The organism is Blautia wexlerae, from assembly GCF_013300825.1.
GTDB classification, from domain to species: Bacteria; Bacillota; Clostridia; order Lachnospirales; family Lachnospiraceae; genus Blautia_A; species Blautia_A wexlerae_B.
Genome location: NZ_JAAIMY010000001.1, coordinates 149,470 through 164,905, shown reverse-complemented (window position 1 = coordinate 164,905; position 15,436 = coordinate 149,470). Strand labels below are relative to the sequence as shown.

The 15,436-nt window shown below is 40.9% G+C and carries 10 protein-coding genes and 3 riboswitches; of the genes, 4 read left to right on the top strand and 6 right to left on the bottom strand.

The genetic code is table 11. The features are described 5' to 3' along the window. Window positions 1–72: 72 nt before the first annotated feature. The 4 genes from G4417_RS00680 to G4417_RS00665 form a co-directional block, all read right to left on the bottom strand. A complete protein-coding gene (locus G4417_RS00680; protein WP_055054041.1) occupies window positions 73–288 on the bottom strand; it encodes a hypothetical protein in 216 nt (71 codons plus the stop codon). A gap of 89 nt (window positions 289–377) precedes the next feature. After that, the gene (locus tag G4417_RS00675) at window positions 378–4,730 is read right to left on the bottom strand and encodes a hypothetical protein (RefSeq protein WP_173682273.1); all 4,353 of its coding nucleotides are present in this window, start codon (window positions 4,728–4,730) and stop codon (window positions 378–380) included. Window positions 4,731–5,794: 1,064 nt separating this feature from the next. Beyond that, on the bottom strand, window positions 5,795–6,562 hold the full coding sequence (locus G4417_RS00670) for a hypothetical protein (RefSeq protein ID WP_117844734.1): 768 nt from the start codon (window positions 6,560–6,562) through the stop codon (window positions 5,795–5,797). 151 nt (window positions 6,563–6,713) lie between these two features. Next, a riboswitch (cobalamin riboswitch) is annotated at window positions 6,714–6,904 on the bottom strand. A 373-nt stretch (window positions 6,905–7,277) separates the two neighbouring features. After that, window positions 7,278–8,150, bottom strand: coding sequence for a hypothetical protein (locus G4417_RS00665; protein ID WP_173682272.1), 873 nt, complete (start codon window positions 8,148–8,150; stop codon window positions 7,278–7,280). A gap of 489 nt (window positions 8,151–8,639) precedes the next feature. Then, window positions 8,640–8,845: riboswitch (cobalamin riboswitch) on the top strand. 226 nt (window positions 8,846–9,071) lie between these two features. On the opposite strand from G4417_RS00665, the gene G4417_RS00660 reads away from it, so the two are divergent. Genes G4417_RS00660 through G4417_RS00645 form a run of 4 tightly spaced genes read left to right on the top strand, consistent with a single transcriptional unit; the run spans window position 9,072 to window position 12,499 of the window. Continuing rightward, complete coding sequence (locus tag G4417_RS00660; RefSeq protein WP_173682271.1) at window positions 9,072–9,905, top strand: leucine-rich repeat domain-containing protein; 834 nt, start codon at window positions 9,072–9,074, stop codon at window positions 9,903–9,905. Between the two features lie 19 nt (window positions 9,906–9,924). After that, window positions 9,925–11,040 carry an adenosylcobinamide amidohydrolase gene (locus tag G4417_RS00655; protein WP_173682270.1) on the top strand — a complete coding sequence of 372 codons (1,116 nt, stop codon included), beginning with the start codon at window positions 9,925–9,927 and terminating at the stop codon, window positions 11,038–11,040. After that, the gene (locus tag G4417_RS00650; RefSeq protein WP_055054034.1) at window positions 11,037–11,558 is read left to right on the top strand and encodes an asparaginase domain-containing protein; all 522 of its coding nucleotides are present in this window, start codon (window positions 11,037–11,039) and stop codon (window positions 11,556–11,558) included. The genes G4417_RS00655 and G4417_RS00650 overlap by 4 nt, the downstream gene beginning before the upstream one ends. A 50-nt stretch (window positions 11,559–11,608) precedes the next feature. Further along, the gene (locus tag G4417_RS00645; protein ID WP_173682269.1) at window positions 11,609–12,499 is read left to right on the top strand and encodes an RluA family pseudouridine synthase; all 891 of its coding nucleotides are present in this window, start codon (window positions 11,609–11,611) and stop codon (window positions 12,497–12,499) included. Here the strand turns inward: G4417_RS00645 and G4417_RS00640 are convergent. Both G4417_RS00640 and G4417_RS00635 read right to left on the bottom strand, forming a co-directional pair. Continuing rightward, the gene (locus tag G4417_RS00640) at window positions 12,486–13,121 is read right to left on the bottom strand and encodes an ECF transporter S component (RefSeq protein WP_055054032.1); all 636 of its coding nucleotides are present in this window, start codon (window positions 13,119–13,121) and stop codon (window positions 12,486–12,488) included. The two genes, G4417_RS00645 and G4417_RS00640, sit on opposite strands and share 14 nt — an antisense overlap. 153 nt (window positions 13,122–13,274) lie before the next feature. Next, window positions 13,275–13,408: riboswitch (FMN riboswitch) on the bottom strand. 347 nt (window positions 13,409–13,755) lie between these two features. Then, window positions 13,756–15,429, bottom strand: a complete 1,674-nt coding sequence (locus tag G4417_RS00635) for a glycoside hydrolase family 13 protein (RefSeq protein WP_173682268.1) — start codon at window positions 15,427–15,429, stop codon at window positions 13,756–13,758. Window positions 15,430–15,436 lie beyond the last annotated feature (7 nt).

Below are 15,436 nucleotides of genomic sequence, written 5' to 3'. Positions count from 1 at the left end.
TAAATCACAAAATGACAGATGATTCTCTCCTGCAAAATGACAGGAGAGAAATAACATCTGCCTTATTTTTATTTATCTTTTTTTTCCGAATTTAACAGCAATTATCATGGCTATTACAATGTTTATCACAAAATTCCATCCAAAAGTATGTAGCCATATCCCTGACAGGTCTTTGATCCCTGATATATTATTATGGAATACAAATTCTTCTGAAATGAATATACCCGCTAAACTTGCGAAAAACATTGCCAAAACAGCCAATAGAAATATTTTTATTATTCTTTTCATGCATTCAGAAACTATTTTTTTTGATTATCTTTGCTTTTTTTGGAAGAATGCAGTGTGCCAATAATGACACATTGCATTCTGACATTTTATTATTTAATGACTACTTTTTTTACTTTAGAGAAAGAACCGTATACTGCTTTGCCGTTTACTTTTCTGTAAGCGCGTACTTTGTAATAACGGGTCTTGCCTGTGGCAAGTTTCTCTTCTGTCATGCCAGTTCCTTTTGTGGCTTTTATACGGATATATTTACCATTTTTTGAAGCACTGGCATATACCTGATATCCATCAGCACCCTTTACCTTGCTCCATTCCAGAACTGCAGTTTTGGATGTAGATCCTACAGACAGAGCCGGGACAGAAAGAATTGCTTTCCCCTTTACTGCTGTTGAAGAACTTCCATAAACCTTCTTATCATTTACATTTCTGTAAGCACGTACTTTGTAATAATAGGTTGTTCCTGTAGCTGCTTTCTTATCAAGGAAGGTAACTGCACTGTTCTTTGCGGTTGATCCAATTGCTGTATACTTGCCATCCTTTGAAGCAGAGCGGTATACTCTGTAACCGTTTGCTCCGGAAACCTTATTCCATGTGACACGGATGGTGGTATAGTTCTCGGAATCAGTTGCTGCGATCTTTACTTTTCCAAGCTTCGCTTTTCCAATCACACCATCTTTGTCATAACTGCTTACAGTCTTTCCGCCCCATGTATAAGAATAAGCTCTTACTGTGTAATAGTAAACTCTTCCTGTAACTGCTTTCTGATCCTTATAGGAAATATCTGTTACCTGATCTGCAATCTTCTTCCAGCTTCCTGTTTCTGTTCTGCGATATACCATGTAGCCGTCCGCATTATCAACACTGCTCCAGCTTACCTGGATTGTCTTGTAATTGAGGGATTTTGTCTGCAGGTTAGCAGGCATATCTGCTTTGAAGGCGTCCTGTTTGCCTGCAAGTTCAATATGATAATCTGCAACAATGGTCTTGATCAACTCTAATTGCTTTGCATTCCACATATAGGACTTGCCTTCTGCGCTCATGCTGTCAATGAGTTTCTGAAGTGCTGCAAGTTCTGCTTCTACACTTGCAATGTTTTCTTTAGTAACAGCTGTCGGAAGGTTGCTGATCCAGTCGTCTGCCTGCTGTGCATCAGAGATATCTTTGCCGGCCTTGTCAGCCTGTGCTGTCAGTGCAGCGATCACTTCTGCAAAAGTCATTTCCTGATTTCCGACTTTGACTTTCAGACCTGCCATTGCGCTTTCCTGTCCCTGATAATCTTTCGCATAACGGTCAAGGAATGCTTTAACCTGTGGATAAGAATCTCTGTCTACAGGGTGGTCTTTTACAGTTGCGTAAATTAAAGCTGCTTCATCTGCGAAGAGCTGCTGGTATTCATTCTGGCCTTTTTCATAAGTCAGAGCCATGGCGATCAGCTTCTCCATGTTCTCTACCAGTGCAGTATTTTCACTTCTGAATTTCTTTTCTTCTGTTTCTGTTAACTGATCATAAGCATTCTTAGCTGCTGCAATCTGTTTCAGTTCTGTTTCAGTAAGTGCACGTTTCGCAGTATCACCTGCTGCAGAAATTTCCTCTTCTGTGGAGAAATCTGTATCCGGTGCTTCTGTTTCATCTGCAATTACAGAGTCAGGGGTCTCTTCATTCGAAACATCTGCAATGTCTTCTGATGACTGAATATCCATCTGCGCTGCAGGCTGCTCACTGATATCAGAAGTAAATGCATCTGCGCTTCCGTCTGAGAAATCAGAACCTTCTGCCGGAACTTCCTGTGCCGGGAGCTCTTCTGACTGTACAGCTTCCTGTGCTGCAGGTACTGTAGTCGGCTGAGGTGCTTCATAAGCGCGGACAGTCTCTGCATCCGGGAGTGCCTTGAGCATTGCTTTCAGTGCATCAGATTTCAGCTGATAGAGATAACCTTCTGCTTTTTCCAGAGAACTTAAGTTTGTAACCTGAGCTTTCTGCTGATCATCAAGAGTATTGTATAATACTCTTGCATTTGCCACATAATCTTTCCAGCTATTCCAGATCTTCTCTGTCGGTACGTTGTTATTCTTTTCTGTCAATTTCAGAGGTCCGTCAGACAAAGCACCTGTAGAGGATGTGGTGATATTCAGTTCATCAATAAAGGAAATCACATAGCTTACTTTTGCATCTGTACTCTGGCGTCTGATAAACAATTCTGCCTTCTCAAGCTCTGCATAGTTCGTAACACGTTTCTTCTGATCTGCTGTCAGTGCATCATAAGCGGTTCTGGCTTCTATGACAAGAGCCTGTTTCTTCTGATAATTATCGGAAGTCACTTCACCGATTGCCTTGATCTTATCTACAACTGCGGCTGCAGCCTTCAAATCCGGAATCAGGTTTCGTAAATACTGTAAGGTACTGTAGTTAGTTACCAAAGCTTTCTGGGCTTCAGTCAGTGCATTATACTCTGCCTGTATGTTGTCCAGAAGCTGCAGAACATAGGGATCAAGGGTTAATGCATCTGAAGAAGGAAGTGCATTAATTGCCGCAACCACCTTCTCAGCAGCTGCTTTATCCTTTTCTTTCTGTGTCTGCCCCTTCTCCAGTTCTTTTATCCTGGCTTCTGCTTCTGTCAGCTTAGAATAATTGGAGATTACAGATTTTGCTTCATCATCAAGTGCATCGTAAAGATTTCTTGCCTTTACTACAGCATCCTTATCCTCCAATGTCAGCTTATCTGCTGCCGGCAGAGCATCAATAGCTGCGATTACTTTTGTAATAGAATCACCTTTACCGTTCTCTGCTGCAAGAAGCTTTCTCAGTGTGTCTTTGTTAAAGATTGCTTTGTGTTTTTCGTCTAATGCATTGTAAGCGTTTCTTGCTGCTTCAATTTCTTCTTTTGTACTGTTATCGTTAAGGGCAAGAATCATGTCGTTGACGGACTTGGTTGGTACTTTTACGTCTGAGAAATCCCAAAAGTTACTTTGTCCTTTACGCTGACGGACAAAAGCATTTAATCCACGAGCAATCTGTGGTACATCATAATTTGTAAATCCATGAATACTTCCATCTACCTCTCCATCCACATCAACCAGATCAAAGAATGCATCCAGGAGATTGTTTCCATTTTTTGTAAATCCTGTACTGCGGTCTAATACATTTACATTATAGATGGATGCGAAAATCAATGCCTGTGCATCATTCCATGCATTATTTCCATAGGACATACATCCTGTTTCAAACCCTGCGGTACAGAAAGAACCTGTTGCACGCTGCGCAATTTCCGGAAGTTTGTGTAATGCCTGATCAATAGCTTTCTTTACATCTCCAAAACCATCTTTACCATACCAGTAAACCAACGGCTGCCAGTTCATCGTGTTATCTGCATTTGAAAATGAACCATTATCTGCATTCAGAAGACTTTCAGCTCTTTTATGTACCCATTCTGCCATTGCATCATCAGTAAAAGTAGATGAGGTATAGCCACCTGATTTAATGGCATGAATCGCATACTCCGTATTAAGATAATTATCACCATTTCTGTTTCCTACTGCATCCAGAAGATTTACAGAAGAAATATCTCTTGGATCATATCCGATTGCTTCAATAGCAAGAATCAGTTTTGAAAGATCTGTTGCCTGCCATTTGGATAAATCTGATCCGGAATCTTTTAATTCCTGCAGATAAACTTTAGTATTTGTAAACCATCTGTCAAAATAGGTACTATCGTCATATGGAACATAACCACATCTGGCTGCAGTAAAGATTGCCCAGATATCTGTGTTTTCATAAGAAGGTGAATCTTTAGGTCCAAACGCATTTTTATCTTTGCAGTAATCCAGAATAATTTTGATGGCTTTTTCCGCTTTGGTCAGATATGTTTCCCAGTTAGCCGGATCATCTGCTGCGCTTGCATCTCTATTATCTTTGACTTCACAAGTACCGTTTATTACTTTTATCTTGAAAGTATATCCGTCTTCTTCCGCCTGTGCTTCCTGGCCTTCGTCAAACTGCAGAACCGGTTCTTTAATCCATTTCACTGTTAAAGGACGCTGACCTAAAAAGCTGGTGTCTACAGTAGCTGATTCAATATCTGTTTCAGGATTACATATTGCTTTGATACCATATTTATCAATCAATTCCTTTGTCTCTTCTGTCTGATTGACAATTTTTGCACCATTTATAGTAACTTTGTTATTATCACCATCGTCGTAGATATTAGTTTTTGTGCCATCGATTATTTCAACACGATATGGAAAATGATAATTCGTGGAATAATCTTTGAAACGGTTATAATCACGATCATAATTGGTTTTCCATACTTTGGGTTCTGCATCTGCCTGAACCTCTAAAGTTATTTCAACTGTTCTTGGATCATAGTATGGATAACCGTCATTTACATCTGGTGAAATTGACCATACCTTTTCGAAATCGAAACCGATATAGGTTTCTTTTACTTTCATTTCAGCAGTTGTTTTCCCTAATTCCTCATAATTAGGGAATTCTTTACTGCTATAAAGTCTTTTGGTTTTTTCGGTAACAACACGAATATCTTTGAAAATATCTTTATCATAATAACAATTTGTAATTGTAGAGCTTTCGTTGGCACGAAATGAATATACTACATATATTCCTGCTGAAAAATTTGATTCAGGGTCTAATTTCTCAGATATTTTTTCTGCTATTTCAGATATTTTTTCGCTATAGCATCCATGATTTACACAATTTTTATATTGTATACGTGAAGAAGCTTTAATTCCAAGCTGACATATTTCCCAAAGAGTTTTTTTATCAATAATTTTTTGTGCTATTTCGTCAGATGTCATAGTGCTTTCTAAACCATAACTGATGGAAAATTCAGAGTTTTCTACTTTTCCCCTTCCTGCTCCTATACCCGTTGCTACATTCCATCTTGTTGTTAAATCATCGCATACTAAAATTACATTTCCAGTAACTTTAAGACCTTTTATAAGACCATTATTACTTGAAAATACTATGTTTGAATAAGTAACATCCCCTACATATAGCTTTGTTTGTTCTATTTTAATTTTTAGATTTTCAAGTACACCATTGGAATCTAGGCTAAATGAAATTACTGAAATTCCTTTTTTATTAAGAGTTCTGTCAGTTGCAGAATATGTAATAGTATGCCCTTGTCCGTCGAAAATTCCTGAAAATGTTCCCAAACCAGTTACTTGATTTGTTATTTCAATGTCATTAGTCAAGATAACTGTACTTGTTTTATATGGAGCATTACGATAATTTTCTACAAAAAAATAGTATTCTTCTGCTGTACTGATGCAGTATTGCCCTTTATCATTTTGTCGTAATTCTGTGGTATCTGCTTTAACTATGCGACAATTTATAAGTATCATTACGAGCGCTATACCGAACAAAATATATTGCCAAATTTTTATACATTTATTATTTTTCATACTGATTTCCTATATACACAAGAAAAAGACTACAATTTCTTGTAGTCTAATTCCTATAGATCTTGTTTAATTGTTTAACGTGTTAATCTGGTTTAATTCCATCCGCTTACAGGAACCCATGTACCATCAGCAGCTTTTACATAGCTGTCAAATCCTAAATCCAATCCCATCATCATAGAGAAATCTAATGTAAGGGTATGATCTTTTCCATCAGAAAGCACGGTATCTACGCCATTGTTATAAGTACTGTTATCAATTACACACATCCAACCAGAATAATCGTTGTAATCTTTTTCAGATAAATAATTCGCAAAATGTACTGTATTGTTCCAAGTTGAATTTTCAGTTACCTTCATGTCGTTTGTTTCTGTCTGATTTAAATCAAAGAGTTTAAAATATGCACCTCTATTATTGGCTAATCCTTTATTACCCGTTAATGACTCATCAATTGCTGCTCCGTTTTCGCCGAAAAATTTTCCAACTAAACTATTATTATGCCCGTCTAATTTGATTGCAGAAATATAATTTCCGTATTCGCTCTTATACCATTCCAGTAATCCCTTTCGATAATAAGTTCTTTTATTTCCCTCTTCATCAATAACTCTGATATCTTCGACAGGTTTTCCTTCACCTGGTGCTGCTAATTCTTTTAATACGTCCATAGCAGTTACACTTCCAGTGTCAGCAATATCTAATGAGTCAGAAAGGATTGTGTCTATGTTTTCAGAACTTTCTCCCTGCAATCCTGTTGCCTGAATCTTTACGGTAATTTGACCTGCCATAGCCGGTACTGCTGTGCTTCCCACCATTGTTGTTGCCATTAAGAATGCAATCACACTTTTTCTTACTTTCATGTTCATTTTGTTTCCTCCTTGAATTAAATGTAGTTTAATTTTTTCGCAGGTTATCCTGCAAAATATATCGTTTCGTAGCCTTTTCAAGCCACGTTGATACCTTTCTGCCCTAAAAAATGGTACAAAAAATAAACCTCCGTTATGCCTACAGATATTTGTTTTTTATTTTTACTAAAGTCCGTCTCCTGACTTAAAGTTCCAACCTACTTGCTGCCCTTCTCGGAAAGGATCTTTCCAATGGTTTCGCAGTGTTCGTCCTTATTACAGTGGGGATGAAACCGTACCGGTATCTCACCGGATTTCCGAAAACTAAAGGGATAAAAAGCGACTTCCGATATTCAGTTATCAAAGTGCAAAAAAAATCCCCACCATACTGGCAGGGAATATAATGTACAGATTGAACTTTCACTCATATCCTTCGCATTATAGTATTCCCTTTGAATACCATTACAAGAATACAGTGAACTGCAGACTAAATATACTGCAAGGGAACGGAACCCTGTTTGGGATTCTCACCCAACGATTCTTCAATCATTACCGTAGTAATAAGCTGTACATATGCGCTAAACGCTATTTATTTAACAAACTAATCTTAACACCCACCCAGTGCTTTGTCAATCTTTTTCAGAATTTTACATAAATGAAAATCCAAAGATGACCAAAAACTTCCTCCTGCCAGTTATTCTTATTTTCCGACCAGCAGGAGGAAGTTTCCTTTGCGTTACATATTATACTCTTTATAAAGTTCTTTCCGCCTCTCAGCATCCGTCGCAGCACCCTGAACTTCCGCACTTCTTCCATCCAGGATCAGACGATTGATCAAAACACCAAGACGCGTTTCGCCCTGAAGCTCTCCAATGACTTTTCCTCTTGCCTCTCCACGCGCTTCTCCACGTGCTTCTCCACGTGCTTCTCCAATAGACTCTCCCAGAACCTTTCCTTCCGCACGTAATCTTTCAGATTCCAATTCTAACACTTTTCCACCCATAGTCTCACCTAACCTTTCCCGGACTACTTCCTCATCACGGCAAATGTAATCCGATATTTTTGTAATCAGTTTATTTAAATTCGTGTATAACTCTGCCCTTCCTGTTTCTGTCAGTTCTTTTTCCAGCATTACTCGGATATCTTCGTATTCATCCAACAAAGATTGCAGCTTTTCCGGATCTTGATTTATTCTATGTATCTCTTTCTCATACCGCATAATATAAAACGGCAAAAACATCCGCAGATTCTTCTCGAAAATTTTATCTTTCGTATATTCATCAAGTTTTACAGTAGGGATACGGTATCTGCGTCCGTACTTTCTGGCCGAATCTAAAGCAATAGCAAAATCATACTCGATCATCCGGATTGCCATTGTGGTATCATCAACACTCTGACATTCGATATGATACAACTTCCTTCCAATCCTCAGGCAGGAGTCTGTAATAATCTCACCATTCTCCTGATGATGCTCATTTCGAAGCTGTATAATCTCTACATCCTCCGGATATGAAGTCTGAAATACTTCATTGATCAACGGTATCGCCAACTGCGGTATCTTCTCGATCATTGTACGGAATACGTCATCAAAGATCGTATTATTATTCATTGAATCCCTCACTTTCATTATAGCATTTCTATATGTTTTCTAAAACCCCCGAACTACTACTGACCGCAAAAAAATAATTCACTTTTAACCGTTTCTGCCTCCTCTCCTTCAAACAAGGCAAAAAAACAGAATACCCTTCTTTCACAATCATTCATCCCTGTCCGAATTATAAAGTTTGAAATATCCTAATGAAAATGTCGGCGAACGCCAGATGAACCTGCCTTGAAATGCCAGATCAGGCAGCAGGTGATAAATTTTCACTACAATCACAGTTTAGATTACATTGTTCCAAAATGCAAGGCCTATTTTCTCACATCCTATATTCAGCCCAGAAAAGCTATTTTCAATGCCAACCATAATATATTTCCATACATCCAGTACCCAGTCTGGAAAAATCCACCATTTATTTGCATTTATTTGCATTTTTTTCAAAAAACCAATTGATTCTTCTCACAAAACATATATAATAGAATCAAACCAAATATTTACAAACAATTACCGGTTTTAAGTTCTGCTGGTCACGGCACAGGATGTCGGACCTTCAGCCAAGAGGGAATCAGGTCAGAATCCTGGACAGTCGTGCTGCTGTATACGTGCAGCTGGGTCTCATATCCATTGCATATTATCATGTGAGAAGGAGAGATTACAGCGTCACTGCGTGAGTCAGAATACCTGCTTAAGGCTGCCGCCACCAACTACACGCAATGGGAAGTGGAAGGGTGATCTTATTTAGTGTACCCATTTTTGTACTAAAGAAAGATCCCTTTTTACCAGATGTTTTCTCTGTTCCTTACCGGAATATGGAGTATCGGCAACCTGACGGTTTTTGTTCATGCATTTCATCAACCTGCCCGTTTATGAAAGTATTACATTGCTCCGTTGCAGAGAAAACAAATATTCTATTGCAAAGGAGTTTTTTTTATGACATACAATATATCCGGCAGAAAACAAAACCTGACACTTCAACGCTGTAACTGTACCCCATATTTAAAAAGAGACATAGACATTCCGGCAAACTGTACCATTATTTCTGAAAAAACCTTCCAGAACAGATCCATGATCCAGTCTGTTTCATTTCCATATGGTCTGAAACAGATCGGCTCAAACGCATTTTCGGGATGCAGCCGCCTGAAACAGCTGCTTCTTCCTGAAAGTCTGTGCCAGATTGGAAAGGAAGCATTTTCCGACTGTACCACTTTATCCTCTATCTATATCCCTCAATATATTTCCACAATTTCAAAGGGCATGCTCCGCAACGCCCACAAATTATCAGAAACTCTTTTTTCCAGTGAAAGCAGGCTGCTTAAAATCCAGGCAGACGCCTTTTCAGAATGCTCTGCATTAAGAGAAATCTCTTTTCCTGATTCGCTTCAGGAGATAGGTAACGGCAGCTTTTACAAATGCAAAAATCTGAGTGAAGTCCATTTTCCGGAAAATCTGAAGGTAATCAGTAATCAGGCTTTTTATTCCTGTGGCCTGACTTCCCTGGAGCTCCCCGATTCACTGGAAATTCTGGATGAAAGTGCTTTTTTCAAATGTAATAACCTGATTACTGTTACTCTCCCGCCTAATGTCCGTTATATCGGAAAATGGGTTTTTCACGGATGTAACCGCCTGCAGTACCTGGAAATCCGCCATGATCCGGAGTATATCGGAGAATGGATCATTAACCGTGCAGCTACGATCCGTTGCTATAAAGGCTCCAAAGCAGACCGATATTGTCAGGAGTCCGGATTTAAAGTGGAATATCTTTGAATATTAGAGAGGGATTATAATGAATGATATATTTACTTACAGTCAGAAAAACGGAAGTACGATTTTTACTTTTCCAGGAAGGACAAAGGTTCTCAGCACCAGTCCTCTGAACGGCGGAATCACCACACATCTTACCCATGCACTAAATATTAACTGCATGAACGGTGATTATGAATGCGAAATGCTGGGAGATACCTATGAGAAGGATCTGATGATACATGCACAAAGACTGGAAATCAACCCACAGACTGCCACCGCACTGAGCACAGCCGCCTGGACAGAGCTCTGCGCAGTGGAAACGCTCCGGCATCAGGAATTATCTGTAACTGCTGCTGTCACAGGAGGAATTGATTCCAATGGAATGTGTCCGGGAGACCCTTCCTCCTATTGTGAGCACAATGGTTTTTATGAAATGCTGCCTCCCGGAACCATCAATATTTTTATATATATCAACCAGAACCTTACAGACGCGGCCATAGGCCGGGCACTGATGCTCTGTTCAGAAGCAAAAGCTGCTGCTGTTTCCCATCTTTTACTTGGAAGCTGCTATTCTGAGGAAATCGCTACCGGCTCAGGCACAGACGGAACTGTGATCGCAGCCTGTATGGATGGAAAAACCACCCTCACAGACGCCTCCGGACATTCCAAACTGGGAGAGCTTATCGGCAGAACAGTCAGCACTGCAGTCACACAGGCACTTCTGAAACAGACCGCAGCCAGCGGTGCAAGGCAGTTCCAGGTACTTATCCGAACTGCCAGATATGGAATCACCCCAGGTATCATGTGGGATTTTTATAAAGAACACCAGTCATTTTTCAACACCTGGAATGTCTGTTTTGAAAAGGCCTCTGCACTGGAAGATGTTTTTCTCTCCAGGAACCGTAACAGCAATCTGGTTCTATGTGTGTCTCTCTACCTCCATCTGATGGATCAGCTCCGTTGGGGACTGATCATGGAACCGGAAGGAATCCGCGAAGGAAAGAGACTGCTTCTCTATGGGCTTTACTGTGGTCCGGATACCTTCCTTGCCAGCTGCTATCCTGCCGGCGTCTGGGATAATGAGGAGATAAAAGGATTTTCACTCAGGGAATTGCTGATGTACATTCTCCTGTTTTATTTTTCCGTCCAGTCATGAATTACTGTTCCAAGAATCAAGCAATAAAATGTAATTTCCAGTCCATTGACCTGGCAATCACAGATGCCCGCTCCAATCTGCTGGACAGCCTGCGTTTTGCCTCCCACGACAGGGCTCACGGTATCTCCATTGTATTTGGCGGCAAAGTAATTGCCGGAACTGACGGACGGATCCTGGACACTCTGGCAGGCTCCTATGACGGGCTTATCATCGAATCCTTTAGCGTAGGCGTTCTTCCAAACTATGGCAATGACAGTTTTCTGAATGCACTTTCAGACTGGATCTCTGCCGGTAAACTGGTATGCATGGCTACTCAGGTAACCCATGAGGGCAGCGATATGGAAGTCTACCAGGTTGGAAAAGTGATCAAGGAGAAATTTCCCATACTGGAATCCTATAACATGACTCTGGAAGCTTCTGTTACCAAAATGATGTGGGTGCTGGGCCAGACACAGGATCTCCCAGAATGCAGAAGATTATTTTATAAAACCATTAATCACGATCTGCTGTTCCTATAATTCCGAAATCTCCATATCTTTCTATATTTCACACCCAAAAGGAGAAACTTATGAACCGAACCATAGAATATACAATCCCGGAATCCCAGAACGGACTTCGGGTAGAACAATTTCTCAGAAGAAAGGGATACTCCCGGCAGAATTTCACAGAAATCAAACGGATGCCTCAAAGTATCCTGGTAAACGGAATCCACTACTATATGCGTCAGACTCTGGCTGCAGGCGACCATCTCCAGGTCTGTATCTGCGAGACAGAATCCTCAGAGAAAATCCCACCGGTAAAGCTTCCCCTGAACATTGTTTATGAAGATGAAGACATCCTGGTGATCAACAAACCTGCCGGAATGCCTATCCATCCCTCCATGAAAAACTACTATAACTCCCTGGCCAATGCCCTGGCATGGTACTACCAGGATCAGGGAAAGCCTTTTATCTTCCGTTGCAGCAACCGCCTGGACCGGGATACCTCCGGACTTACCGTAATTTCCAAACACCTGGTCAGCGCCAGCATTATGGCCGATATGACAAAAAAACGCCTGGTACACAGGGAATACCTGGCAATCGTAAAGGGTGACCTCACCCCACCCACAGGAACCATCACAGCACTTCTTTCCCGCAAAGAAGGCTCCATCATTGAGCGCACCGTAGATTTTGACCATGGAGAAGAAGCCATCACCCATTATAAACTGGTAAAAAAAGAAAATGGGCACAGCCTGGTCTCCCTTCAGCTGGAAACCGGCCGCACCCATCAGATCCGTATCCATATGAAATACCTAGGCTATCCCCTGATCGGAGACTACCTCTACAACCCTGACATGGAACACATCACCCGCCAGGCCTTACATTCCTACCACATGGAATTCCCCCATCCCATCACAGGACAGAAGATGACCTTCACTGCTCCCCTTCCGTCGGACATGTCTGCCATCAGTCACCTTTAAGCACTACACGGATTCTCTTATAAATAAAGAATACGATCAGGGATGTCAGTGTGTATTTAAAGATATTGAATGGGAAAATGATCATTGCTGCAAATGTAAGAAGATTATTTACAGAACTGTGTACTGCACTTCCCATTTCGATAAATGCTTCTACCGGCATTCCAAAAGCCTTTCCGTATGCCGGAAGTAACACGAATGCATTGATAAAGCATGCAACTACTGCTGTAAGTACGGTTCCAACTGCCATTCCGATCACTGCATGTTTTCTGCTCTTAACAGATTTATAGCGGTAGATCAGACCTGCCGGAACTGCAAATGTACATCCAAAGATGAAGTTTGCCACATCGCCTACACCTGCTGTCATAGAGCCCTTTGTTACCAGATGCACAAGAATCTTCACCAGCTCGATCAGTACACCTGCGATCGGTCCCATTGCAAATGAGCCAACCAGTACCGGGATTTCTGAAAAATCCAGCTGATAAAAAGTCGGTGCCAGGAAAGGAAGCGGAAACTCCAGATTCATTAAAATTCCTGCGATAGCGCCAAGCATGGCTATCTGTGTAACGGTTCTCGTCTTACTCCTTGCCATCGCATTTCCATTTCTTAATACCTGTTCACTCATACTGTTTCTCTCCTTTGAAATTATTCTTTATGGATATGTCTCATATCCTGTTAAAAGAAAATTCCACAAGCTTTCTATATAATGAAGATTTTCTTCAACATATAAAAAACCCCGGATCATATCCGGGGTAATGAGCACGTATGGTAAATATCGCGTGTTCTTCTCTCATCCAGACTATACTGTCGGTCCTGGAATTCCACCAGATCAGCCGCCTAAGCGGGTCGCGGACTATAACCGCCGGTAGGGAATCTCAGCTGATGCTGATCACCACAACCCCGAAGAATTTTCTTTTATCTGCGTCTGATTATACTACATACAGGCATCTATTTCAATATCATTTGTGACTTTTTTCTGAGTTTTCTTTCTGTTTAAGTTACTGTTCACTCCCAGACGGCAAATACTGTGTTAAGCGCTTTAAAGGGCAGGCTGGTGGATGTGCTGATCCTGGACTCCAATCTTGCTGAAGCACTGCTGAAACTTAGTGAAGATATGCCTTTACAGGAGTAATACATACCTGTCTATAAAATAAATGAAAACCGCAGCGTTTACGTCACTTATCAGAACTATAAGCACTATAAAAGCCAAAATACCCTTCCGTCATGTCATACGAAAGGGTATTTTTTTTCAGACTATTTTATTTTTTGTAAAGCACAAACGCCTCATATGGATTCAGGACAATTTTCCTGCCAAACACTGTTCTGCCCATATTTGTAATCAGGCACTGAGCTCCTTCTGCAAATGTTTCCGGAAGTTCCATTTCCGCTTCCTGCGCACTGAAATTGCATACTGTAAGCAGCTTCTCTGATCCAAGCTTTCTTGTGTAAGCGAAGATCTGGTCATGGTCACGGTACAGAGCCTCAAATTCTCCGTACACGATAATATCCATTTCTTTACGCAGACGGATCAGCTTCTGATAATAATGGAAAACAGAGTCCGGATCTTTTAACTGATCTGCAGCATTGATCTGCTGATAATTTGGATTTACCTTAATCCATGGTTCCCCTGTGGTGAAACCTGCACCTGCGGAAGTATCCCACTGCATAGGTGTTCTGGCATTGTCACGGCTTCTGAGCATCAGGCATTTCATCATATACTCCGGTGTCAGTCTGCCTGATTCTGTCAGCTCAGTGAAATAATGAAGGCTTTCGATATCGCGGTAATCCTCAAGCTTGTCGAAATAGATGTTAGTCATTCCAAGCTCTTCACCCTGATATACATAGGGAGTTCCCTGCATCATATGAAGGCAGGTTGCCAGCATCTTGGCTGAAATATCCCGATAAGCAGGATTATCATTTCCAAATCTAGATACACTTCTTGGCTGGTCATGGTTGCCAAGGAAAAGACTGTTCCATGCTTTTCCTGCCAGTTCTTCCTGCCATTTGATCATGATCTTCTTGAACTCTTTGAAATCATACCGTTCTGTGGTCCACTTGCCATAATCACCGCCGCCGATTTCTACATGTTCAAACTGGAATACCATATTCAGTTCTTCTCGGTCATCACCTGCATATTTCTGCGCTTCCTCAATAGTAACTCCTGAAGTCTCTCCCACAGTCATCACATCATATTTGGAAAGCACCTCCCGGTTCATCTCCTGAAGATATTCATGTACTCTTGGTCCATGGACACTGTAAGGTCCAAAATCTCCATAAAGTCCTCCGTGAGTCTCTCCATCCGGAAATGCCTGATCCTTGGAGATCATACTGATCACGTCCATACGGAAACCATCGATTCCTTTTTCACACCAGAAGTTCATCATATCATAAACTTCCCGGCGAACCTTGTCGTTCTCCCAGTTCAGATCCGGCTGCTTCTTGGAAAACAGGTGAAGATAATACATATCTGTCTGTGCGTCATATTCCCAGGCTGAACCGCCAAATACTCCGCCCCAGTTATTTGGCTCCTTACCGTTCACCGGATTTCTCCAGATATAATAGTCGCGGTAAGGATTATCTTTGGATTTACGGCTCTCGACGAACCAGGAATGCTCATCGGAAGTATGGTTTACAACCAGATCCATAAGGATCTTGATTCCTCTTTTGTGTGCCTCTGCAAGGAGAGTTTCATAATCCTCCATGGTTCCGTAATCTTTATAGATCTTTCTGTAATCAGAAATATCATAGCCGTTATCATCCTGCGGAGACTCAAGCATAGGCGAAATCCAAAGTACATTTACACCCAGCTCTTTCAGATAGTCAAGCTTTTCTATAATTCCTCTGATATCCCCGATGCCGTCTCCGTTACTGTCTTTAAAACTTTTGGGGTAAATCTGATATACAACACTTTCTTTCCACCAGGTTTTCTTCATAACTTAA

What these genes read in the sequence shown, in the direction of transcription:
- G4417_RS00670 (WP_117844734.1), bottom strand. Translation starts at nt 6,562, where the DNA reads ATGAACATGAAAGTAAGAAAAAGTGTGATTGCATTCTTAATGGCAACA.
- G4417_RS00680 (WP_055054041.1), bottom strand. Translation starts at nt 288, where the DNA reads ATGAAAAGAATAATAAAAATATTTCTATTGGCTGTTTTGGCAATGTTT.
- G4417_RS00660 (WP_173682271.1), top strand. Translation starts at nt 9,072, where the DNA reads ATGACATACAATATATCCGGCAGAAAACAAAACCTGACACTTCAACGC.
- G4417_RS00650 (WP_055054034.1), top strand. Translation starts at nt 11,037, where the DNA reads ATGAATTACTGTTCCAAGAATCAAGCAATAAAATGTAATTTCCAGTCC.
- G4417_RS00675 (WP_173682273.1), bottom strand. Translation starts at nt 4,730, where the DNA reads ATGAAAGTAAAAGAAACCTATATCGGTTTCGATTTCGAAAAGGTATGG.
- G4417_RS00635 (WP_173682268.1), bottom strand. Translation starts at nt 15,429, where the DNA reads ATGAAGAAAACCTGGTGGAAAGAAAGTGTTGTATATCAGATTTACCCC.
- G4417_RS00645 (WP_173682269.1), top strand. Translation starts at nt 11,609, where the DNA reads ATGAACCGAACCATAGAATATACAATCCCGGAATCCCAGAACGGACTT.
- G4417_RS00655 (WP_173682270.1), top strand. Translation starts at nt 9,925, where the DNA reads ATGAATGATATATTTACTTACAGTCAGAAAAACGGAAGTACGATTTTT.
- G4417_RS00640 (WP_055054032.1), bottom strand. Translation starts at nt 13,121, where the DNA reads ATGAGTGAACAGGTATTAAGAAATGGAAATGCGATGGCAAGGAGTAAG.
- G4417_RS00665 (WP_173682272.1), bottom strand. Translation starts at nt 8,150, where the DNA reads ATGAATAATAATACGATCTTTGATGACGTATTCCGTACAATGATCGAG.